Source organism: Pseudomonas sp. Lb2C2 (genome assembly GCF_052112205.1).
In the GTDB taxonomy this organism is placed as follows: Bacteria; Pseudomonadota; Gammaproteobacteria; order Pseudomonadales; family Pseudomonadaceae; genus Aquipseudomonas; species Aquipseudomonas kilonensis.
The window spans coordinates 135,178-156,068 of sequence record NZ_JAUTYW010000003.1 but is presented as its reverse complement, the minus strand read 5'-3'; the positions used below and the strand labels follow the sequence as shown (position 1 = coordinate 156,068).

General features: G+C 61.9%; 20 protein-coding genes. 12 read left to right on the top strand and 8 right to left on the bottom strand.

The window, feature by feature from the left end:
• Positions 1–32: 32 nt before the first annotated feature.
• Genes znuB through zur form a run of 3 tightly spaced genes read right to left on the bottom strand, consistent with a single transcriptional unit; the run spans position 33 to position 2,078 of the window.
• Entirely contained in the window at positions 33–821 is a 789-nt protein-coding gene (znuB, locus tag Q7F16_RS09045) for a zinc ABC transporter permease subunit ZnuB (protein ID WP_409555674.1), read from the bottom strand.
• Positions 814–1,596, bottom strand: coding sequence for a zinc ABC transporter ATP-binding protein ZnuC (gene znuC / locus Q7F16_RS09040; RefSeq protein ID WP_063323624.1), 783 nt, complete (start codon positions 1,594–1,596; stop codon positions 814–816). Before znuC ends, znuB begins: the two co-directional genes overlap by 8 nt.
• Entirely contained in the window at positions 1,596–2,078 is a 483-nt protein-coding gene (gene zur / locus Q7F16_RS09035) for a zinc uptake transcriptional repressor Zur (RefSeq protein ID WP_046063403.1), read from the bottom strand. The genes znuC and zur overlap by 1 nt, the downstream gene beginning before the upstream one ends.
• Before the next feature lie 66 nt (positions 2,079–2,144).
• On the opposite strand from zur, the gene znuA reads away from it, so the two are divergent.
• Complete coding sequence (gene znuA / locus Q7F16_RS09030; protein ID WP_079301411.1) at positions 2,145–3,074, top strand: zinc ABC transporter substrate-binding protein ZnuA; 930 nt, start codon at positions 2,145–2,147, stop codon at positions 3,072–3,074.
• 134 nt (positions 3,075–3,208) lie between these two features.
• Here znuA and Q7F16_RS09025 read toward each other — a convergent pair whose 3' ends face one another.
• Together Q7F16_RS09025 and Q7F16_RS09020 are read right to left on the bottom strand one after the other, a co-directional pair.
• Positions 3,209–4,159, bottom strand: a complete 951-nt coding sequence (locus tag Q7F16_RS09025; RefSeq protein ID WP_079301410.1) for a homoserine kinase — start codon at positions 4,157–4,159, stop codon at positions 3,209–3,211.
• A 59-nt stretch (positions 4,160–4,218) separates the two neighbouring features.
• The gene (locus tag Q7F16_RS09020; protein ID WP_014335817.1) at positions 4,219–4,506 is read right to left on the bottom strand and encodes a DUF2782 domain-containing protein; all 288 of its coding nucleotides are present in this window, start codon (positions 4,504–4,506) and stop codon (positions 4,219–4,221) included.
• Positions 4,507–4,580: 74 nt separating this feature from the next.
• On the opposite strand from Q7F16_RS09020, the gene polA reads away from it, so the two are divergent.
• Positions 4,581–7,349 carry a DNA polymerase I gene (polA, locus tag Q7F16_RS09015; protein ID WP_409555673.1) on the top strand — a complete coding sequence of 923 codons (2,769 nt, stop codon included), beginning with the start codon at positions 4,581–4,583 and terminating at the stop codon, positions 7,347–7,349.
• Between the two features lie 566 nt (positions 7,350–7,915).
• Here the strand turns inward: polA and yihA are convergent.
• Positions 7,916–8,557 carry a ribosome biogenesis GTP-binding protein YihA/YsxC gene (gene yihA, locus Q7F16_RS09010; protein ID WP_003196227.1) on the bottom strand — a complete coding sequence of 214 codons (642 nt, stop codon included), beginning with the start codon at positions 8,555–8,557 and terminating at the stop codon, positions 7,916–7,918.
• A gap of 191 nt (positions 8,558–8,748) precedes the next feature.
• Here yihA and Q7F16_RS09005 point away from each other — a divergent pair, with 191 nt between their 5' ends.
• From Q7F16_RS09005 to Q7F16_RS08975, 7 genes are all read left to right on the top strand, one after another.
• Complete coding sequence (locus tag Q7F16_RS09005) at positions 8,749–9,039, top strand: c-type cytochrome (protein ID WP_003196231.1); 291 nt, start codon at positions 8,749–8,751, stop codon at positions 9,037–9,039.
• 46 nt (positions 9,040–9,085) lie between these two features.
• Positions 9,086–9,697 (top strand): c-type cytochrome, encoded by a 612-nt coding sequence (locus Q7F16_RS09000; RefSeq protein ID WP_014335820.1) that lies wholly within the window; start codon positions 9,086–9,088, stop codon positions 9,695–9,697.
• A gap of 198 nt (positions 9,698–9,895) precedes the next feature.
• Positions 9,896–10,537 carry a thiol:disulfide interchange protein DsbA/DsbL gene (locus tag Q7F16_RS08995; protein ID WP_018602751.1) on the top strand — a complete coding sequence of 214 codons (642 nt, stop codon included), beginning with the start codon at positions 9,896–9,898 and terminating at the stop codon, positions 10,535–10,537.
• A gap of 15 nt (positions 10,538–10,552) precedes the next feature.
• A complete protein-coding gene (locus Q7F16_RS08990; protein WP_046063407.1) occupies positions 10,553–11,431 on the top strand; it encodes an endonuclease/exonuclease/phosphatase family protein in 879 nt (292 codons plus the stop codon).
• Positions 11,428–13,497 carry a GGDEF domain-containing protein gene (locus Q7F16_RS08985; RefSeq protein WP_409555672.1) on the top strand — a complete coding sequence of 690 codons (2,070 nt, stop codon included), beginning with the start codon at positions 11,428–11,430 and terminating at the stop codon, positions 13,495–13,497. The genes Q7F16_RS08990 and Q7F16_RS08985 overlap by 4 nt, the downstream gene beginning before the upstream one ends.
• Positions 13,498–13,600: 103 nt before the next feature.
• On the top strand, positions 13,601–14,380 hold the full coding sequence (locus tag Q7F16_RS08980) for an N-acetylmuramoyl-L-alanine amidase (protein WP_046063409.1): 780 nt from the start codon (positions 13,601–13,603) through the stop codon (positions 14,378–14,380).
• A 75-nt stretch (positions 14,381–14,455) separates the two neighbouring features.
• Positions 14,456–16,069, top strand: a complete 1,614-nt coding sequence (locus tag Q7F16_RS08975; protein WP_172436036.1) for an EAL domain-containing protein — start codon at positions 14,456–14,458, stop codon at positions 16,067–16,069.
• A 19-nt stretch (positions 16,070–16,088) separates the two neighbouring features.
• Here the strand turns inward: Q7F16_RS08975 and Q7F16_RS08970 are convergent, their stop codons facing one another.
• A complete protein-coding gene (locus Q7F16_RS08970; RefSeq protein WP_409555671.1) occupies positions 16,089–17,879 on the bottom strand; it encodes an ATP-binding protein in 1,791 nt (596 codons plus the stop codon).
• A gap of 10 nt (positions 17,880–17,889) precedes the next feature.
• Positions 17,890–19,236, bottom strand: coding sequence for a sigma-54-dependent response regulator transcription factor AlgB (gene algB / locus Q7F16_RS08965; RefSeq protein WP_018602742.1), 1,347 nt, complete (start codon positions 19,234–19,236; stop codon positions 17,890–17,892).
• A 437-nt stretch (positions 19,237–19,673) separates the two neighbouring features.
• On the opposite strand from algB, the gene Q7F16_RS08960 reads away from it, so the two are divergent.
• The 3 genes from Q7F16_RS08960 (at position 19,674) to Q7F16_RS08950 (ending at position 20,706) form a co-directional block, all read left to right on the top strand.
• Positions 19,674–19,994 (top strand): hypothetical protein, encoded by a 321-nt coding sequence (locus Q7F16_RS08960; protein WP_046063412.1) that lies wholly within the window; start codon positions 19,674–19,676, stop codon positions 19,992–19,994.
• 80 nt (positions 19,995–20,074) lie between these two features.
• Positions 20,075–20,239: a DUF1328 domain-containing protein gene (locus Q7F16_RS08955; RefSeq protein WP_003177151.1), complete on the top strand. Its 165-nt coding sequence runs from the start codon at positions 20,075–20,077 to the stop codon at positions 20,237–20,239.
• Positions 20,240–20,241: 2 nt separating this feature from the next.
• Positions 20,242–20,706: an inhibitor of vertebrate lysozyme family protein gene (locus Q7F16_RS08950; protein ID WP_014335828.1), complete on the top strand. Its 465-nt coding sequence runs from the start codon at positions 20,242–20,244 to the stop codon at positions 20,704–20,706.
• Positions 20,707–20,891: the final 185 nt, after the last annotated feature.

The window sequence follows — 20,891 nt, the reverse complement described above, 5'->3', positions numbered from 1 at the left end:
CGACTCTCTATTTGCGCAAAAAGCGAGCAAGTCTACACCCCTCGACGAGGCAGGACAAAACTCAGCAGAAACAGCGCGGCGGCGCTGACCACGATCGACGGGCCGGCCGGGGTGTCCTTGAACCAGGAAAGTGCCAGCCCGCCACACACCGCGAGCATGCCCAGCAGGCTCGCGCCCAGGGCCATCTGCTCGGGTGAGCGAGCGTGACGCTGTGCCGCAGCCGCCGGGATGATCAGCAATGAAGTGATCAGCAACACCCCGACGATTTTCATCGCCACCGCGATGACCACCGCAATCAGCAGCATCAGCGCCAGCCGCAAACCCAGCACGGGCAGGCCTTCGACCCGGGCCAGTTCCTCGTGCACGGTGACGGCCAGCAACGGACGCCAGAGTGCCACCAGCAACAGCAGCACCGCTGCGCTACCGCCGAGGATCCACGACAGGTCCATCGGGCTGATCGCCAACAGGTCGCCGAACAGATAGGCCATCAGGTCAATCCGCACGTCATGCATGAAGCTTAGTACCACCAGCCCGAGGGACAGGGTGCTCGGCGCCAAAATACCCAATAGCGTGTCGGACGCCAGCGGTTGGCGGTGTTGCAAGGTCACCAGCACCACCGCCAGCAACAGGCAGCCAACGGTCACCGCCACCGCCGGGCTGACGTCCAGCAGAAACCCCAAGGCCACGCCGAGCAACGCTGCGTGGGACAAGGTGTCGCCGAAATAGGCCATGCGCCGCCAGACCACGAACGAACCCAGGGGGCCGGCTACCAGGGCGAGTGCCAAGCCTGCGAGCAGGGCGTACAACAGAAAATCAGCCATGCTTGCAGCCATCTCCATGAACATGATTGGAAGCAGAAGGGGCACTGACCACTGAACCATGCAGGTCATGGGCGTGGTCATGGTGATGGTGATAAATCGCCAGGCTTTGTGCGTTTTTTCCGAACAGCTCGACGAAGGCCGGATCGCCGCTGACTTGCTCGGGATGCCCGGAACAGCAGACATGGCGGTTGAGGCAGACCACCTGGTCGGTGGTGCTCATCACCAGGTGCAAATCGTGGGAGACCATCAGCACGCCGCAGCCGTGGCGGTCGCGCAGGCGCGTGATCAGGCTGTACAGCTCGGCCTGCCCCGCTACATCGACCCCTTGCACCGGCTCGTCGAGCACCAGCAGCTCAGGCTCACGCAGCAGGGCGCGGGCCAGCAATACGCGCTGCATCTCGCCCCCGGACACGCTTTGCACCGGGCTGTCGATCACCTGTTCGGCGCCGACTTCGTTGAGCGCGGCCAAGGCGCGTGCGCGGTCCACGCCTGGCACCAGGCGCAGGAAGCGCAGCACCGACAGCGGCAGCGTCGGGTCGACGTGGAGTTTTTGCGGCATGTAGCCGACGCGCAACCTGGGCTTGCGCCAGACGCTGCCGCTGTCGGGCTTGAGCAAACCCAGCACGGCGCGCACCAGGGTGGTCTTGCCGGCGCCGTTGGGGCCGATCAAGGTCACGATCTGCCCCGGCTCGACGCTCAGGTGGATGTTGTCCAGCACGCTCTGCCCGGCGAACGTCACGGCCACCTGTTCGAGGCGGATCAACGCATTGCTCATCAGGCCCCCTGGCAGCCGGAGCAGAGACCGACCACTTCGACGGTCTGGCTCTCGACCACGAAGCCGACGTCCTTGGCGCTGGCGATGATGGCATCGCTGATGGACTTCTGTTCCAGCTCGATGGCGGCGTGGCATTCGCGGCAGATCAGGAACTGACCTTGGTGGGCGTGCTCCGGGTGGTTGCAGCCGACAAAGGCGTTCAGCGACGAAATGCGATGCACCAGGCCGTTTTCCAAGAGGAAATCCAGCGCCCGGTAGACCGTCGGCGGCGCGGCGCGGCGGCCGTCCTGCTCGCTGAGCACTGCCAAGATGTCGTAGGCGCCCAGTGGCTTGTGGCTTTGCCAGACCAATTCCAGCACGCGCCGACGCAGGGCGGTCAGGCGCAACCCTTGGCGCGCGCAGATGGCGTCGGCCTCGGACAGCGCGCTGTGCACGCAGTGGGAGTGATCGTGAGGACGACTGGCAAGGGGGGTAATAGGCATGGGCAGCGACGAGTTTAGTGAGAGACGTTATTATGTTACCCGTTCTCGCCTCTACGAGTGGTCATCGTGTCCCGATTTTTTTCGCTCTTTGTCGCTTTTGTCGCAAGTTTTCTACTGATCGCCCCGGCCCAGGCCGACGTCAAGGTGCTCACCAGCATCAAGCCGCTGCAATTGATTGCCGCCGCTGTGCAGGACGGCGTGGCCGTTCCAGAGGTGTTGCTGCCGCCAGGGGCTTCGCCGCATCACTATGCGTTGCGGCCATCGGATGTACGCAAGGTGCAGTCGGTGGACCTGCTTTATTGGATCGGCCCCGATATGGAAGGCTTTCTGCCGCGGGTGCTCAACGGTCGCACGCTGCCCTCCGTCGCTATCCAGGATTTGCCTGGGCTCAAGTTGCGTCACTTCGCCCAGGACAGCGCGTCCCACGAAGATGATGACCATGACGCCGATGAACACGATCACGACCATCGCCCCGGCACCGTGGATGCTCACCTGTGGCTCTCGCCGCTCAATGCGCGAGTGATCGCCGCGAAAATGGCGGCGGACCTGAGCGCGGCGGATCCGGCCAACGCGGCCCGCTATCAAAGCAACCTCAAGGGTTTCAACCAGCGTCTTGATGCCTTGGACACACGCCTCAAGGCACGTCTGGCCGGGGTCGCGGGCAAGCCGTATTTCGTCTTCCACGAGGCGTTCGACTATTTCGAAGACAACTACGGCCTCAAGCACGCCGGGGTGTTCGCCGTGGCCGCCGAAGTCCAGCCCGGTGCCCAGCATGTGGCGGCAATGCGCACGCGCTTGCAGGCGGTGGGCAAGACCTGCGTCTTCAGCGAACCGCCCCTGCGCCCGCGCCTGGCCGAAACCCTGGTGGCCGGGTTGCCGGTGAAGCTGGCGGAGCTCGATGCGCTGGGCGGCTATACCCCGGCGACGGCGCAGGGCTATGAGCAGTTGTTGGAGAAGTTGGGGAATGATCTGGCGGGGTGCCTGGAGTCGCTATAGCCTGCCAACGCAGTACCTGTGGCGAGGGAGCTTGCTCCCGCTGGGCTGCGAAGCGGCCCTAAAAATCTTGCGGTCGCTGCGCAACCGAGCGGGAGCAAGCTCCCTCGCCACAAAAGCCTTGCGCTTGTCGGTTGTTACAGGGCAAAAGGCAACACCGTGTGAACCGTCTGCCGCTGTGCCAAGCGCTGCTGGAATTCCATCGGATCGTGGATCAACACATCCTGCCCGGCAAACGACTCGGCGGCGATCAACCGCGACAGCCAGAACCGCACGCACGCCACGCGCAGCATGGTCGGCCACAGTTGCGCCTCAGCGGCGGTAAACGGTCGCAGCGCCGCATAGGCGCCCAGCAACGCTCGCGCCCTGGGGCCATCGAGCACGCCGTCGTCGTCCGAGCACCAGTCGTTCAAGGCAATGGCGACGTCATACAGCATCGGCCCGGAGCAGGCGTTGTAGAAGTCGATCAGCCCGGTCAGGTGCGTGCCTTCGAACATCGCATTGTCGCGGAACAGATCGGCATGGATGTTGGCGCGCGGCAGCGCCAGGATGCCGACTTTCTGCAACGAGATTTCATCCAGCGCCGCCTCAAGCAGCCGACGTGGCTCGGCGTCGAGGTGCGAAAGCAGCTTGGCGCCCTCCTCCTGCATCCAGTCCAGGCCGCGATCGGTCTTGCGTTTGATCATGTTGTCGCGGGTTGCGAGGTGTAGATGCGCCAGCAACTCGCCGACCTGGGCGCAGTGCTGGGCATTGGCCTGCTTGATGTGCTTGCCGGCCAGGCGCGGTTGCAGCAGCGCCGGCTTGCCCGCCAGTTCCCGCAGCGCGACGCCGTCGGTGGTGCGCAAGGCGTAAGGCACCGGCAGGTCGGCGTCATGCAGCACGTCCAGCAGTTCGATGAAGAACGGCATTTCCTGCACCGGACCGCGCTCGACCAGGGTCAGGACGAATTCGCCCTGCTCCAGGCTGATAAAGAAATTGGTGTTTTCGCTGCCGGCGGCAATCCCCTGAAAATCAAGCAGGCGGCCAAGCCCATAAGGGGCGAGAAAGGTTTCCAGCTCGGGCCGAGCCAGGGGCGTGAACACAGACATGGTTAAAACTGCCAGTACGGGCGCCCTTCAGCGGGCGCCGGTTGAAGTGCAGAGCGGTATTACCACTCAAAGATTTTCCACGATGGAATCAGCATATCCGGCTGGTCCGAGCGGATGAAGTTTGCATCAGTGCCGTCGGCACGCACCAGGAAATAAGGCTTGCCGTTCTTGGGCGTGACCTTGATCGCGTACAGAAAGCCGTTTTGCCGATACTCCTGAATGGTTCTGTCACCTTCGGTGCGGATAGTGACGTCCGGGTCTGCCGAAGGTGCGTCGTCCGCCGCCATGACGGCCAGCGGGGTGATTGCAAACAAGCCAGCCAGTAACAGGCGATTGAGTGTACGCATGATAACCTTGTCCCTTTGTCGTCAACGGTCCCGCTATTCTAGCCCCGGACCCGCCGAAAAGGTTGATCCTGCTCATGAGCCAAGCTCCCCTCGTCCTGGTGGACGGTTCTTCTTATCTGTACCGCGCCTTTCATGCGCTGCCACCGCTGACCACGTCCAAGGGCCTGCCGACCGGTGCGGTCAAGGGCGTGCTGAACATGCTCAAGAGCCTGCGCAAGCAGTATCCGGACAGTCCGTTCGCCGTGGTCTTCGACGCCAAGGGTGGGACGTTTCGCGATGAGCTGTACGCCGAATACAAGGCCAACCGCCCGAGCATGCCCGACGACATGCGCGTGCAGATCGAGCCGCTGCATGCCAGCGTCAAGGCCCTGGGGTTCCCGCTGCTGTGCGTGGACAACGTCGAGGCCGATGACGTGATCGGCACCCTGGCCCGCAGCAGCGCGGCGGCCGACCGCCCGGTGGTGATCTCCACCGGCGACAAGGACATGGCGCAGTTGGTCGACGGGCACATTACCTTGGTCAATACCATGACCGGTAGCGCCCTGGACGTGGCTGGCGTGAAGGAGAAGTTTGGCGTCGCTCCCGAGCAGATCATCGATTACCTGGCGTTGATGGGCGATTCTTCCGACAACATCCCAGGCGTTCCTGGAATCGGACCGAAGACCGCTTCCGGCCTGCTGGTAGGCGTCAATGGCGGCCTGACCGAGCTGTATGCGCAACTGGACATCGTCGCCACCTTGCCGATCCGTGGTGCCAAGACCCTGGCCGCCAAGCTCGAAGAGCACAAGGAAATGGCGTTGCTTTCCTACGAACTGGCGACCATCAAGACCGACGTACCGTTGGATGTCGGCCTCGACGACCTGCAAATGGGCCAACCGGATCACGAGAAACTCGCCGAGCTGTACACGCTGCTGGAATTCAAGAGCTGGTTCGAAGACAACCAGCGGGACGCCAAGCGTGCCGGCCAGGAGATCGTCGACGTTGCCGAAGAACAGCCCGGCGCTGCCGAAGCCAAGTACGAGGTCATCCTCGATCAGGCGCGCTTCGAGGCGTGGCTGGCCAAGCTGGACAAAGCGCCGCTGTTTGCCTTCGTCACCGAAACCAACGGCGGCGATGCCCAGCATTCACAACTGGTGGGCTTGTCGTTCGCCGTAGCCCCTTTCGAGGCGGCCTACATCCCGCTGACCCATTCCTACATGGGCGTGCCGGAACAGCTGGACCGTGACACGGTGCTCAAGGCGCTCAAGCCGCTGCTGGAAAACCCGAACAAGCTCAAGGTCGGCCAGCACGCCAAGTTCGAAACCAACATCCTGGCCAATTGCGCCATCGGTGGCGATCAGAGCAATGGCATCCTGGTCCAGGGCATCGCCTTCGACACCATGCTTGAATCCTACGTGCTGGACTCCACTGCGACCCGCCACGACATGGACAGCCTGGCGCTCAAGTACCTGGGCCAGAGCAAGACCGATTTCCAGGGCATCGCGGGCAAAGGGGTCAAGCAACTGACCTTCGACCAGATCTCCCTGGAACTGGCCGGCCCTTACGCCGCCGAAGACGCCGACGTGACCTTCCGCCTGCATCAGGCTTTGCAGGAAAAACTGGCCGCCACGCCAAGCCTGGGCACCGTGCTCAACGACATCGAAATGCCGCTGATGCCGGTCCTGGCGCGCATCGAGCGCCAGGGTGCGCTGGTCGATGCCAACCTGCTGGGCGTACAAAGTGTCGAGTTGGGCGAGAAACTGGTGGCGCTGGAGCGTGAGGCGTTCGCCATCGCCGGCGAGGAATTCAACCTGGGCTCGCCGAAGCAATTAGGCGTGATCCTGTACGAAAAACTCGGCTTGCCGGTGCTCAGCAAAACCGCCAAGGGCCAGGCGTCCACCGCCGAAGCGGTGCTCGCCGAGCTGGCGGAGCAGGATTACCCGCTGCCCAAGGTGCTGATGCAGTACCGCTCGCTGAGCAAGCTCAAGAGCACCTACACCGATCGCCTGCCGGAACAGATCAACAGCCGCACGGGTCGCGTCCATACCAATTATCAACAGGCCGTCGCCGCGACGGGGCGCCTGTCGTCCATCGACCCGAACCTGCAGAACATTCCGATCCGCACGGCCGAAGGCCGACGCATCCGCCAGGCGTTCGTTGCGCCGAAAGGCTACAAGCTGCTGGCGGCGGACTACTCGCAGATCGAACTGCGGATCATGGCGCACCTGGCCAAGGACGAAGGCCTGCTCTATGCGTTTCGCCATAACCTGGATGTGCACCGGGCCACTGCTGCCGAGGTGTTCGGCGTTGAGCTGGAAGCCGTCACCCAGGACCAGCGCCGCAGCGCCAAGGCGATCAACTTCGGCTTGATCTACGGCATGAGTGCGTTCGGCCTGGCCAAGCAGATCGGCGTCGATCGCAAACAATCCCAGGCTTATATCGACCGCTACTTTGCCCGCTACCCGGGTGTGTTGGCGTACATGGAGCGCACCCGCGCCCAGGCGGCCGAGCAAGGTTTTGTCGAAACCATTTTCGGTCGCCGGCTGTACCTGCCGGACATCAACGCGAAAAACCCGGCCCTGCGCAAAGGCGCCGAGCGCACCGCCATCAACGCGCCGATGCAGGGCACGGCGGCCGACATCATCAAGAAAGCCATGGTGGCTGTGGACCGCTGGCTGACGGCGTCCGGGCTGGATGCGAAGGTCATCCTGCAGGTACACGACGAACTGGTGCTGGAAGTGCGTGAAGACCTGGTCGACCAGATACGCGAGGAAATCCGCCAGCACATGAGCGCCGCCGCCACGCTGGACGTGCCGCTGCTGGTGGAAGTGGGCGTGGGCAATAACTGGGACGAGGCGCACTGATCCTTTCGCCCTGAGGCTTCGGGCTTTTGTGGCGAGGGAGCTTGCTCCCGCTGGCCTGCGCAGCAGGTCCCCAGCATTCCTTCAGGCAGCCGCATCGCCCGGTTTTACGACTGCTGCGCAGCCGAGCGGGAGCAAGCTCCCTCGCCACAGGGGGTGGTGTTGGCTGGTAGAGCTGCGGGGAATGGAGGATTGTCATCGCGAGCAAGCTCGCTCCCACAGGGGTTTTGTGTCGAGCCGGATATCGAGTTCAACACCGACCCACTGTGGGAGCGAGCTTGCTCGCGATGGCGTCAGCCCAGCCAACCCATGCCACATCGACTCACAGAAAAACCCAGGCGCGGCTGCATTAGCTCTGAAGATTCCTACAGTTATTTCCAAAAATAATCTGAACTAAACCCGTGAATTGCCACTCAGAGATTTTGAATGGCTGGTGAAGCCCTTCAATGCTCCTATGTTGTGTTAAGTGTTGGCAGATATCTGGACCCCGCCCTAGCGGTCCGGAACTTGGACCCCGAACTTCCCCCTCCCCATAAGAAGTCCGGGGTTTTTTTTGCCTGCGATTTGGCTTACTCGGCCTCTTCGCTGCCCTTGTCCGCCAATTCCATCCAGTCGGCCAGCACCGTGTAGGCTTCTTCCAGGCCCATGCGCTTGGGCGCGGAGAACAGCTGGATGGTGATCGCGTCGCCCCAGCCTTTGCGAATTTCCGACTGCACTTTGAGCAGGGTATTTTTGGCCGCGCCGTAGGTGAGCTTGTCGGCCTTGGTCAACAGGATGTGCATCGGCATGCCGCTGGCGACCGCCCAATCGAGCATCAACAGGTCGAAGTCGGTCATCGGATGGCGGATGTCCATCATCAGGATCAGGCCTTTCAAACTCTCGCGGCTGCCCAGGTAGGCTTCCAAGTGGCGTTGCCAGTGTTGCTTGAGCGGGATCGGTACCTTGGCGTAGCCGTAGCCGGGCAGGTCGACCAAACGCCGTTCATCGTCTAGCTTGAAGAAGTTCAAGAGCTGTGTGCGACCCGGGGTTTTCGAGGTGCGTGCCAGGCTTGCATGGGTCAAGGTGTTCAGCGCGCTGGATTTGCCGGCATTGGAACGCCCGGCAAAAGCCACTTCGAAGCCTTCGTCGTCGGGGCATTGATCGACTTTGGCGGCGCTGAGCATGAAGGTGGACTGTTGGCACAGGCCAAGGATGGGGTTCTTCAGTTGCATGGGATTTCCGATGTGGGCGGCGTCGGGAATGGACGCGGCAAGCTGTGTCGTTTCCGTTTCAGTGACGCCAGTATATAATGCCGCAGATTTTGTGTGCGCTTTGTCCCAGCGTAGGATGAAGCTCACGGGAGCGACCGACCGAAATTGCGCATTAGAACGCAGCTCGTTCCCAACCCTGAAAAGGTCGTTTTATGACGAAATGGCTGCTAGCTGCCGGTGTCTTGATGCCGCTTTACAGCGCTCAGGCTACACAGGATCCGGAAGCTGTGTACAACCGTGTTTGTGGTGCCTGTCATTCCGGCCAACTCCCCATGGCGCCCCGCAAGGGTGATCAGGAAGCTTGGACGCCGAGGTTGGCGAAAGGTATGGAGACGCTGGTGCAACACGTGACCCAGGGTTTCAAGGCGATGCCGCCGCGTGGTTTGTGCATGGACTGCAGTGCCGAGGATTACCGAGCCATCATCCAGTGGATGAGCGAGTGAACCCGGTCCATAACTCTTTAACCCTTAGCCGTAGTTGGATTAGCTGATGAACAAACTGATCGTGAGTCTGCTGTTGACCTTGGGGATATCCGGCGTAGCCCACGCCGCTGGCGATGCCGCTGCCGGTCAGGCGAAAGCGGCCGTATGCGGGGCCTGCCACGGCCCGGATGGCAATAGCATGGCGCCCAACTTTCCGAAACTGGCGGGCCAGGGCGAGCGTTACCTGAACAAGCAACTGCAAGACATCAAGTCCGGCAAGCGCACGGTGCTGGAAATGACCGGCCTGCTGACCAACCTGAGCGATCAGGACCTGGCGGACATCTCGGCGTATTTCGCCAGCCAGAAAGGCAGTGTCGGCGCCGCCGATCCGAAACTCGTGGCCCGCGGTGAAGCACTGTTCCGTGGGGGTGACCTGGCCAAGGGCCTGCCATCCTGCACCGGTTGCCATTCGCCTGACGGCAAGGGCAACGCCGCTGCCGGTTTCCCTCACCTGGGCGGCCAGCATGCCCAGTACGTCGGCAAGCAACTGACCGACTTCCGCAAGGAAGAAGGCGGCCGGACCAATGATGGCGACACCAAGCCGATGCAGAGCATCGCCAAAAAGCTGAGCGACGAAGATATCGCGGCAGTCTCGAGCTACATCCAGGGCCTGCACTAAGGCCGTTGGGCGGGCGTTGCAAGGGGATACACCGCTTGCAACGTTAACGCTCGATTAATCTGTCGATGCGAGCATCAAAAGGGTGGCTTTGGCCGCCCTTTTTTGTGGCCGCTGCCGTTACACTAGAGAACTTGAACCCGCCACGGCCTGTCTTAGAAACAGGTCTCGCGAGGCCCCCTCATTGTCCAGGAGTAAAGCATGCGTAATCTGATCATCAGCGCCGCGCTCGTCGCCGCCAGCCTGTTCGGCGTAACTGCCCAAGCCGCTGAAAAGCCCGCCGCACCCTATGTCGAATTGACCAACCCCGTTCCGGTGGCGGCGCCTGGCAAGATCGAAGTCGTGGAGCTGTTCTGGTACGGCTGCCCGCATTGCTACGCTTTCGAGCCGGTCATCAACCCATGGGTCGAGAAACTGCCTTCGGACGTTAACTTCGTGCGCATCCCCGCCATGTTCGGTGGCCCATGGGACGCCCACGGCCAGATGTTCCTGACCCTCGAAGCCATGGGCGTCGAGCACAAGGTTCACGCGGCGGTATTCAACGCGATCCAGAAAGAAGGCAAGAAGCTGGTCAAGAAAGATGAGATGGCGGACTTCCTCGCCACCCAGGGCGTCGATAAGGACAAGTTCCTCGCTACCTTCGATTCCTTCGCCATCCAGGGCCAGATCAAGAAGGCCCGCGAGCTGGCGAAAAAATACGAAATCACTGGCGTACCGACCATGATCGTCAACGGCAAATATCGCTTTGATATCGGTTCTGCCGGTGGCGCAAATGAAGCGCTGCAACTGGCCGACCAGCTGATCGCCAAAGAGCGAGCGGCCACCAAGGCTGCTGCCAACTAAGCGCGGCCTCCGCCCATGGCCCGCTGGAGCACCGAACGCATCGTTGGCCTGCATGAACCGCGGGTCAACGAGCATCATGTCACGTCCACGGGCCTGCCTGGCGACAGCCGCTTGCGGCTGCTCAGCTTCAATATCCAGGTGGGCATCAGCACCGAGCGCTACCGGCATTACCTGACCCGCGGCTGGCAACATTTGCTGCCGCACACCGGGCGTGCCGGTAACCTGCAGAAAATCGGCGACCTGCTCAAGGACTTCGACCTGGTGGCCCTGCAAGAGGCCGACGGCGGGAGCTTGCGCTCAGGCTACGTCAATCAGGTGGAACACCTGGCCCAATTGGGCGCCTTTCCCTACTGGTACCAGCAACTCAATCGCAACCTAGGACGCCTCGGCCAGCACAGCAATGGTGTGTTGAGTCGCCTGCGACCCTGGGCGATCGAAGACCATCCGCTGCCCGGACCGAAGGGGCGCGGGGCGATCCTCGCGCGTTTCGGCGAAGGTCCCGAGGCGCTGGTCGTGGTCATGATGCACCTGGCGCTCGGGGCGCGTACCCGGACGATGCAGCTGGCGTACATTCGCGAGTTGATCGGCGGCTACAAGCACCAGGTGCTGATGGGCGACATGAACACCCACGCCACCGATTTGCTGCAGACTTCGCCCCTGCGCGATCTCGGCCTGCTCGCTCCACAACTGGAAGCGACATTCCCCAGCTGGCGCCCCCAGCGCTGCCTGGACCATATTTTGTTGAGCCCGACCCTGACCCTCGAACGCGTCGAGGTGCTGGCTCAACCCATTTCCGATCACCTGCCGGTCGCGGTAGAAATTCGTTTGCCTGGTTCGCTCACGGCCGATGCATTCCCCGCGCTGAGTACTGCCCTTCGCGGATCCGATGAATGAGCGACGACGCCGAACGCTGGAGAGAGAAGTACCTCAAGAGTATCGAACAGCAGGAAAAGCTTGAGCGCCGTTGGGCGGCTCGGCTCGACTTGCTGCGGCGTGGCCTGGTGCGCAGCACCCTGGCCGCCGAGGGCACTGACCGGGCTGTCGATCAATGCATGAAAGAGATGCGCGAGGTGGTGCGCACCGATGACATGGATGCTGGCCTCGCCGCCCTGCTGCCGCGCCTGGAGAAAGCCGTACTCGATTCCGAGCAGCGTCGCGAAACCCGGGTGGAGCAGACGAGCGCCGCGTTGACGGCCCTGGTTGCCCAGTTGCAGAGCCTGCCGCTGCCCAAAGAAGTCAGCCGGTCGCTGAAGAAGTTCGCCAAGCAACTGGAGGATCGGGCCAACCAGTCCCGGGAGATTCCGCTGTTGCTCAGCGAATTGAGCGGTTTGCAAGGCAAGGCACTGAGTGCCCTGGACGCCCCTGTCGAACCGAATCGGCCCGGCCTGCTGCAACGGCTGTTCGGCGGCCAAGGCCATGAGGAAGCGACGCCCCTGCTCCCCGAACCTGCCCAGGCCGGCGTGGCGCCTGCCTCAGAAACGGCCCTGCCCCTAGCCGTGGAGCCGGCAACGGACGCAGAATCTGTCGCACCAGCACCAGCACCAGCACCAGCACCAGCACCGCAGCCATCGGTCGCGGAGCAAGCACCAACGTTGGAGATGACGCCCGAACCGGTTGCCATGACTGCGCCGAAGATCGAGCCAGACCCCACGCCCGCTCCAACACCTGTAGCCGAAGTGGTTCAACCGATCAGCGAACCGGACGAAGCCACCGAGCCCGCGCCGCTGCAAGTCTTGGTCGCGGACGAACTCCCGGTAGCGGCACCCCCGCTCGAGAATCCCGACGAACTGATGCCCGAGGAGCCTGCACAGGCCCTGCCCGATCCCTCGCTGCCCCCAGCGGAGCCCGCCGAGCCTCTGGAAGCCATTGATGTGGCTGACGCCCAGTACGCCCTGCCCGACTCGCCGGAGCCGTCGTACAGCTCGGTCGCCAAGCATATCGAAGACACGTTGTTGGGCCTGTTGGGCGACCTGACCTTGCCCGAGCGCCATCGGCCACAAGCCGAAGCCATGCGTGAGCGGTTGCGAAATGGCTTGAACTGGTACGAATTGCTGCCGATCCTCGATGATCTGGCGGTACTGATGCTGGCCATCACCGACACCGGCCAGCATGAGTTCGAAGCGTACCTGCAGCGCCTCAACGATCGGCTTGAGTCATTCCAGAGCAGCCTGCAGGCCGCCAGTGAAGACCACGCCGATAACCTGTCGGCCTCCCGGGAAATGGACACCCAGATTCGCGAACAGGTGGACGGCCTGCAAAGCAGCGTGCAACAAGCCGATGACCTGGAAGGCCTCAAGCAGGTGCTCGAGAATCATCTCGAAGGCTTGCTCGGCACGATGGACCAACACCGCCAGCAACGTGATCAACGCGAGCAGGAAGTTTCGGCTCGCCTGAAAAGCCTGGCCGATCGCGTCGCGTTGATGGAACAGGACGCCCAGGTCGTGCGGGAGAATCTTGAGGAGCAGCGGCAAAAGGCATTGGTCGATCCGCTCACCGGGCTGCCCAACCGCGCCGCCTGGTCCGAACGTCTCGAGCATGAAGTCGTCCAGTGGCAACGGCACGGCAACAGCTTGCTGCTGGCCATGCTCGATCTTGATCATTTCAAGCGCATCAATGACAACTACGGCCATCTGGCCGGTGACCGGGTGTTGAAACTGATCGCCTCGGTCCTGCGTAAACGCCTGCGTGGCGGCGATTTCATTGCGCGTTTTGGCGGCGAGGAATTTATCCTGCTGGTGCCCGATACACCCCTGGCTGCCGGCGCCAAGCTGGCCGAAGCGCTGCGCCTGGCCATTGAAGCCTGTCCCTTCCATTTCAAGGGCGAACCGGTGACGGTGACGGTATCCATTGGCCTGACGGCCTTCAAGCCGGGCGAACACAGCGACTCGGTGCTTAAAAGGGCCGATCAGGCGCTTTACCGCGCGAAAAATGCCGGGCGCAACCGCATAGAATTGGGCTGAGGGCTAATTGTTCCAATTTGTTTAATATCGTCGCGCGCACCGGATCATCGCGAGGCGATACGTTACACTGTTGCATTACTTCCAGCGTGTAATGCCTTCCGCCATGAAATTTTTTTCGCTCATTGTTGCTTTATTTATCCTGGCCGGCTGCACCAGCGGCCCGCGGCTCGACACCAGCCACCCTTCCGTCAACCATGACAACCGCATCCAATTCGTGGTGGTGCATTACACCTCGGCTTCCCTGGAGCACTCACTGGCCCTGCTGACCCATGGCGAAGTCAGTGCCCATTACCTGATCGGCGATGATAAAGACGCGACCATCTATAAGCTGGTGGATGAAGGTCGACGCGCCTGGCACGCCGGGGAAAGTGAATGGGAAGGCCGGACCTGGCTCAATTCCAGTTCCATCGGCATCGAAATCGTCAATCCGGGGTTTGTCGACACGCCCACCGGACGCCTCTGGTATCCCTACAGCGAAGCCCAGGTCCAGGCTTTGACCGTCTTGCTCAAGGACATCATCCAGCGCAACGGGATCAACCCGCGCAGCATCATTGGCCACAGCGATATCGCGCCCCTGCGCAAGCTCGATCCGGGCCCGCTGTTCCCCTGGAAGCGCCTGGCGCAAGCCGGCTTGGGGGTGTGGCCGGATGAACAGGCCGTCGCCCGCCAACAGGCCGTCTTCGCGCCACAGTTGCCACCTGCCAGTTGGTTCCAGGCCGAGCTGGCCCGCCTCGGTTACCCGACGCCCCAGACCGGCGAATGGGACGTGGCCACCCATCATGTGCTGGCCGCCTTCCAGATGCACTACCGGCCGACCCGCTTCGATGGCACGCCGGACGCGCAAAGCGCGGCGATCCTGCAGGTGCTCAACCAGACAAAATAATGACGCCCGTCCGACTAATCGGGCCAAATCCAAATCAGAAGCTATAACTCATTGGTAACTTTCGGATTACCCATGATGACGGCTGCCCGCGAAACCCTGCAGAGCTGGCTCCATCGCCCCCTTTTCCTGGCGATGATGGCGGCTGCCCTGAGTACCGTCCTGCTGCTGGCGGGGAGTCTGTTTGTGGTCGTGCAGCAGATCCAGCAGCGTGAAAGCGACCAGATGAATGCCCAGGGCGAGCGCTTCCTGCAACGGCTGGAACAACTTTTCGGGCAATTGCGTGAAAGCCTCGACGACCTGCAAAACCAGCCGCTGCGCGGGTGCGACGATGACATGATCGCGACCTTGCGCGAGGTCAGCTTCAATTACCGTTTCGTCTATGAAGCGGTGTATATCGATGGCAGTGGTGTCTGTTCCAATCGCCCGCGCCAGACTGGCTTGTCGGTGACCCGCCCACCCGACCTCCGAGGGCCGACCTACAGTTACTGGCTCAATACCACCACCGAACCCAACGAAGACCGCGCGGCGTTAATGCTGGGGCGCGGCAACTTTCGAGTCGCCACCTCCCGCGGGCATTTGGCCGACGTGGTCGATCTGCCCCCGGGCAGCAGCCTGCTGGTGGTCCTGGACCACGGTGAACGAGCCATTCCCGTGTTGGGCACGGATCAACATTGGCCGCCCGCGGAGCCTTGGCCACCGAAAAGCCAGAATGCCCTGCAAGTGACGCCGACCCGGCTGATCTATCGGATGCCCACCGACAGCCCGGAATATCAACTGGTGCTGATCGCTCGGCGCAACGTTTTTGATATTCCGGCCAATGCCTGGTGGATGCTGCCCGTCAGCCTGGTGCTGGGCCTGGGGATTGGTTTCCAGGTGTTTCTGCTGGCGCGCCACCGCCAGTCCATGGATGCCGAACTGCACGGGGCTATCCGGCGCGGTGAGTTGCAGGTGCTGTACCAGCCGATTTTCGACTTGAGCAGCCGCAACTGCGTCGGTGCCGAAGCCTTGCTGCGCTGGCGACGACCGGACGGCACCCTGACCAGCCCGGACCTGTTTATCCCGATGGCCGAGAACACCGGGCAGATCCGCCAGATCACCGATTTCGTGCTGCAGCGGCTGTTCGATCAATTGGGCCAGCTGTTGCGGGCCAATCCGCAGCTGTATATCTCGGTGAATCTGGCGGCCTGCGACGTGATGGTGCCGCGTATTGGCGAAGTGATCGCCCGCCTGCTGGCGCTGCATCGCGTGTCGGCGCACCAGATTGCCTTCGAAGTGACCGAGCGTGGGCTGGTCGATGTGTTGGTCGCCCGGGACAACCTGCAATCGCTGCGCGACGTCGGACATCAGGTGTTGATCGACGACTTCGGCACCGGTTATTGCAGTCTGGCCTACCTGCAAACCCTGCCGGTGGACTGCCTGAAAATCGACAAGGCCTTCATCGACGCCTTGGGCCACGATGCCGCCAGCAGCGGCGTGGCCCCGCACATCATTCGCATGGCCCACGCCCTGCAACTCAAGGTGATCGCCGAAGGCATCGAGCATGAAGCCCAGGCTTCCTATTTGAGCAGCGAAGGGGTGAAGTTCGGCCAGGGCTGGCTGTTCGCCCATGCCCTCAGCGCGGTGCAGCTCATTGAATTGATTACCCGTGGGCGGCGCCTGCGTGGACGCCGCCTCGATGACGAAGCCTGAGTCCGCTCAGGCCGTGAGCTCAGACCGCCAGCGCCATGTAGAACTGCGTGCCCTGCCCCGGCCTTGAATAAACGCCCATGCGCCCGCCGTGGAGCTGGACGATCTCCTTGCACAGCGCCAGGCCGAGGCCGGCGCCCCCTTTCTTGCGTCCGACCTGGACGAAAGGTTCGAAGATCCGTCCCTGCTGGCCGTAGGCAATGCCTTCACCGTTGTCTTCGACGCTGATGATCACCCGCTCGCCATGGCGCCGGGCCTGCAGGCGAATCTGGCCGTTCTCGCCGGTGTGACGCATGGCGTTGTCGATCAGGTTATCGAGCACTCGATCCAGTTGCGCAGCGTCGGCATGCAGTCGCGGGAGCGGGCCCTGGATCGCCACGAGCAGCTCGATATCCTTGGCTTGGGCCTGTTCGGCGAACCGCAGCCGGGCCGCTTCCAATAGCTCGTCGATGGAGCAAGGTGCCAGGGTCAGCTTCTGCAGGCCGTTCTGGTAGCGAGAGAAGTTCAGCAGGTCATTGATGAGCTGCATCAGCCGCTGCATTTCTTCCGTGACGGTGTTGAGCAGGTCAGCCTCGCGCGACTCCTCTGGAAAATGCAGGCGCTCCTGCAACAGGCCGAACGCCATGTGCATGCCCGTCACGGGCGTGCGCAGTTCATGGGAGGCACGCAAGACGAATTCGCTGCGCACCCGTTCGAAGGCGCGCTGCTCGGTCACATCATGCAGCACCATGACCGCGCCGAGGATGTGGCCCTGGGTATGGCTGACTGGTGTGAGGCTGTAGGTCAGCACCCGCGACTCGCCGTCGACTTCGATGCTCAGGTCTTCCGGCGCGCGCTCCAGGGTTCCACCGCGCAGCACCAGGTGCAGCTCTTCATCCAGCTCAAGGCGTCCCAGCGCCTCGCCGAGCCCTTGGCCCAGGCGTTCCTCATCCCAGCCTAATTGACGCTGGGCCACCGGGTTGAGGTGCTCCAGCCGGCCTTGGCGGTCGATCATCAGCAAGCCGTCGTCGATGCTGTCGAGCACGGCTTGCAAACGTTGCTGGCCGGCGAGCAGTTCATCGACGTTGGTGGCCTGATGCTCGCGCAAGGCCTCGGCCATGACCCCGAAGCGACGGGTCAGGAGATTCAACTCGGCGGCCGAGGAAACGGGTAGCGTGACCTCGAAATTGCCTTGGCCGATGTCGTCCGCCGCTGCGGCCAGTGCCTCGATCGGCGCCCCGAAACGCCGGGCAAGGCCATGGGCCGTGATGAAACCGATGATCAGCACCGCCAACCCCACCAGCCCCAGCAGCCCGGAAATCAACATCGCCCGTTCACGGGCGCGGTCCTGGGTTTCACTGATGTTGGTCAGGGCCTGGCGATAGCCCTCGATCAGCCCATTGCGCAGCACGTTGAATTTTTCGGTGAGGTCCTTGATGCCCGTGAGCTGGCTCGGCTGCTGGCGAGACGCGCTGAAGGCCTCAAGAAACTCCATGTAGTCGGCCTTGGCCCGGCTGAAGCTGACCGCTGAATCGTCCAATTGCCGTTCGTGGGCGATGCCCTCGTCGATCAACGCCAGGTATTGCTGCTTGGACGCCTCCAGCGCAGCCAGGTCGGGCTTGTCATCGAGCATGATGATCAACTGATCGCCGAGGGTTTGGCGCAGCTTGAGGCCCAGGTCCAGAAGAATGAAGTTGTCGCGTACCGATTGTTCCTGGGTATTGGCCATCTGCATCACGCTGACCAGGCCAAGCACCAGTCCCAGCAAGGCCACGGTGATCAGGGCCGAGATGCTGAGAAACAGTCGTGTGCGCAGCTTCATCGCCAGTTTCATAAGGTGTCGCTCACAGGTTGTACTGCTTGCGTTTGCGATACAGCGTGGAAGCATCGATACCCAGGGTCTTGGCCGCCTGGTCGAGGGTGTCGGCCGTGGCCAGCACCGCGCCGATGTGGGCTTTTTCCAGTTCGTCGAGGCTCAGTGCGGCGCCGATGCGCGGGGCATTGTTGACCGGCTGCTCGGCCATGCCCAAGTGACTGATTTCGACTTTTTCCTGCGGGCAGATAATGCTGGCGCGCTCGACCACGTTGCGCAGTTCGCGGATGTTGCCCGGCCAGCGATAGCCTAGCAGCGCTTCGCGCGCTTCGTCGCTGAAGCCCCGGGCCGGGCGCGCGTATTCCTTGACGAAGCGGGCCAGGAAGCGGTCGGCCAGGGTCAGGATGTCTTCGGCGCGCTCACGCAGTGGCGGCAGGTGCAGGGTGATGACGTTCAGGCGATACAGCAGGTCTTCGCGAAAGCGTCCGTCGCGCACCATGTCTTCGAGGTTGAGGTTGGTCGCGGCGAGAATCCGCACATCGGCGCGGCGCGTGACCGGGTCCCCTACCCGCTCGTATTCCTTGTCCTGGATGAAACGCAATAACTTGGGTTGCAACGTCAGGGGAAAATCGCCGATCTCGTCGAGAAAAAGCGTTCCGCCGTCAGCCTGGTTGACGCGCCCCAACGTACTCTCGCTGGCGCCGGTGAAGGCCCCCCGGCTATGGCCGAACAATTCGCTTTCCATCAGTTCAGCGGTCAGTGACGGGCAATTGATGGTGACGCAGGACTTTTTCGCCCGCTTGCTCCAGGCATGGATCGCACGGGCCAACTCGCCTTTACCGGTGCCGGACTCGCCGAGGATCAGGATGTTGGCATCGGTGCTGGCGACCTGGCGCGCGGTTTCCAGGACGACTTTCATCGCCGGGCTGTGGGAGTCGAGACCGTCCTTGGGCTTGCGCACCTCCCCTTCAAGGGCTTCAAGCCTTGCCGACAGTTGGCGTACTTCCAATTGCTTGGCGGTCGCCAGGCGCAATTGATCGGGGCTGCACGGCTTGACCAGGTAGTCGGCGGCCCCGGCCTGGATCGCATCGACCGCGGTATCGACCGCCGAGTGGGCGGTGACGATGACCACCCGCATCCAGGGGGCCTGGATACGCATTTGCGCCAGGACATCCAGGCCGTTGTCTTCGCCCAGGCGCAGGTCGAGAAAACACAGGTCGAACACCTGGCGTTGCAGCAGTGCGTCGGCCTGCGCGGCGCTGTTGGCGGTGGCAACGCTATAGCCTTCGTCTTCCAGGCAGTATCGGAACGTACGCAGGATGGCGGACTCGTCGTCTACCAGCAGAATGCGGCCTTGATGCTCAGTGGCGGATTCCATTTTTCCTACGCTCCTTTAATGAATGATGTTGGTTAGTGTCAGAAAAATCGGGCAAGTTGCATGGTCGATTCTGAGGGGATATTACCCACCGAGAATGGCCCTGTGGACGTCTGACTCCTAAAAGCCTGATTTGAGTTCCTTTTTTTATGATTCGTCTGGTTCGGACGGTTCGCATCGCTCATTCCGACAGCTGTGTCTGACAGGCAATTCAAAAACAATCTAACGTCTTTTCTCCTTCGTTCGTGCAATACGCACGACCCGCATGTGAGCCATCGTGCAGGATGCGCTCCCAGTGTTGTGCGTTTATTTATTAACCTACTGATTTTAAAGGTATTTTGCTGACAAAAAATCCTGGCACGCAGGCTGCAATGCTCTGGTCAACGTGGCGTTCGCGCGCCTCAACCAGATCACCGCACCCGGTGGGGAGGAATTCCAGGATGAATCGTCAAAGTGCCGCTCAATTTGGCGCCGCCCACTTTAAAAGTGCCGCCCAATTGCGCCTCTCTTCCCTGCACATCCAGCAGGGCCTATGGGCTGCCTTGGCGCTGCTGGTCACCCTCGTAACGGGCCAGCAATGGTTGCTCTGGCACGAGCGTCAACAACCGGAAGCGCCGCAGGTGTCGATTCAGCGTGCTCCGCAAACCCATTTCAGCGCTGTCAGCAGCCTCAAAGAAGCAGCCGCTTCAATGCGCATGTTGGATGTCGATCAGGCTCAGCCCGTGACCGACATGCCGCGTGAAGAGCGCTGGGTGTTTTAACCCGATGAACCGGTCGTCCATCGTGCCGGAACCATCACCGCCACACCCTCACTAAGTAGAAAAGCGTAAGGAGAATCACCATGTTGAGCTGGGCAATTACCTTCCTGATCATTGCCATCATCGCCGCCGTACTGGGCTTCGGTGGTATCGCAGGCACCGCCACGGGCATCGCCAAGATTCTCTTTGTCGTGTTTCTGGTGATGTTCATTGCTTCCTTCTTCTTTGGCCGTCGTGGCCGAGGCTGACCATGAGCGTTTCATTTAAAGGACTGGCCGCCGCCCTATTGCTGGGCGGCAGTGCCATGGCAATGGCTGCCAATGATGGACAGATGCGCGTCAACCAGTTGCTGGAATCCGACCCGCAATATCGCGAGACCTGGCAGCACGTCGTTAAAAAAGAAGAGCGCCTGCCCGAATGGGTGATGAACCTGTCAGGCGATTCGCAGCAGATGAATGCTGTGGAGGAAGATGGCGACAAGTACCTGGTGGGACCGTTGTGCGAAACCCAGGCGACGTGTCGCAGCGCACGCCTGTTCGTCGCCTTCAGTTTCGACAAGGACGAGGCCTATGCCCTGTTGGTGGAAGTCCCTGCGGGGCTGCCGGCCGACAAGTCCCCGACCCGTCATGCCAACTACCGGTTCCTCGGCAAGCCCGATGAAGGTATGCAGAAACTGTTAATGGAACAACTCAAGAAAGATCCGAACTGGTACTGATTCTGAAAAAGGGGAAAAGCAGCCCTGCTTTTCTCTTCTGCACAGCCCGAGGAGGGCCGGTGCATGACCAGGGGGCCGGGACGTTCTGACGGATGAGCGTCGGAGTGACCTACGGGCACAAGGGGTGCCTGCGAAAGGGCCGGGTCAGGTAAAAGCTGCGACGCAGGTTCGCAAAGCCAGCATGG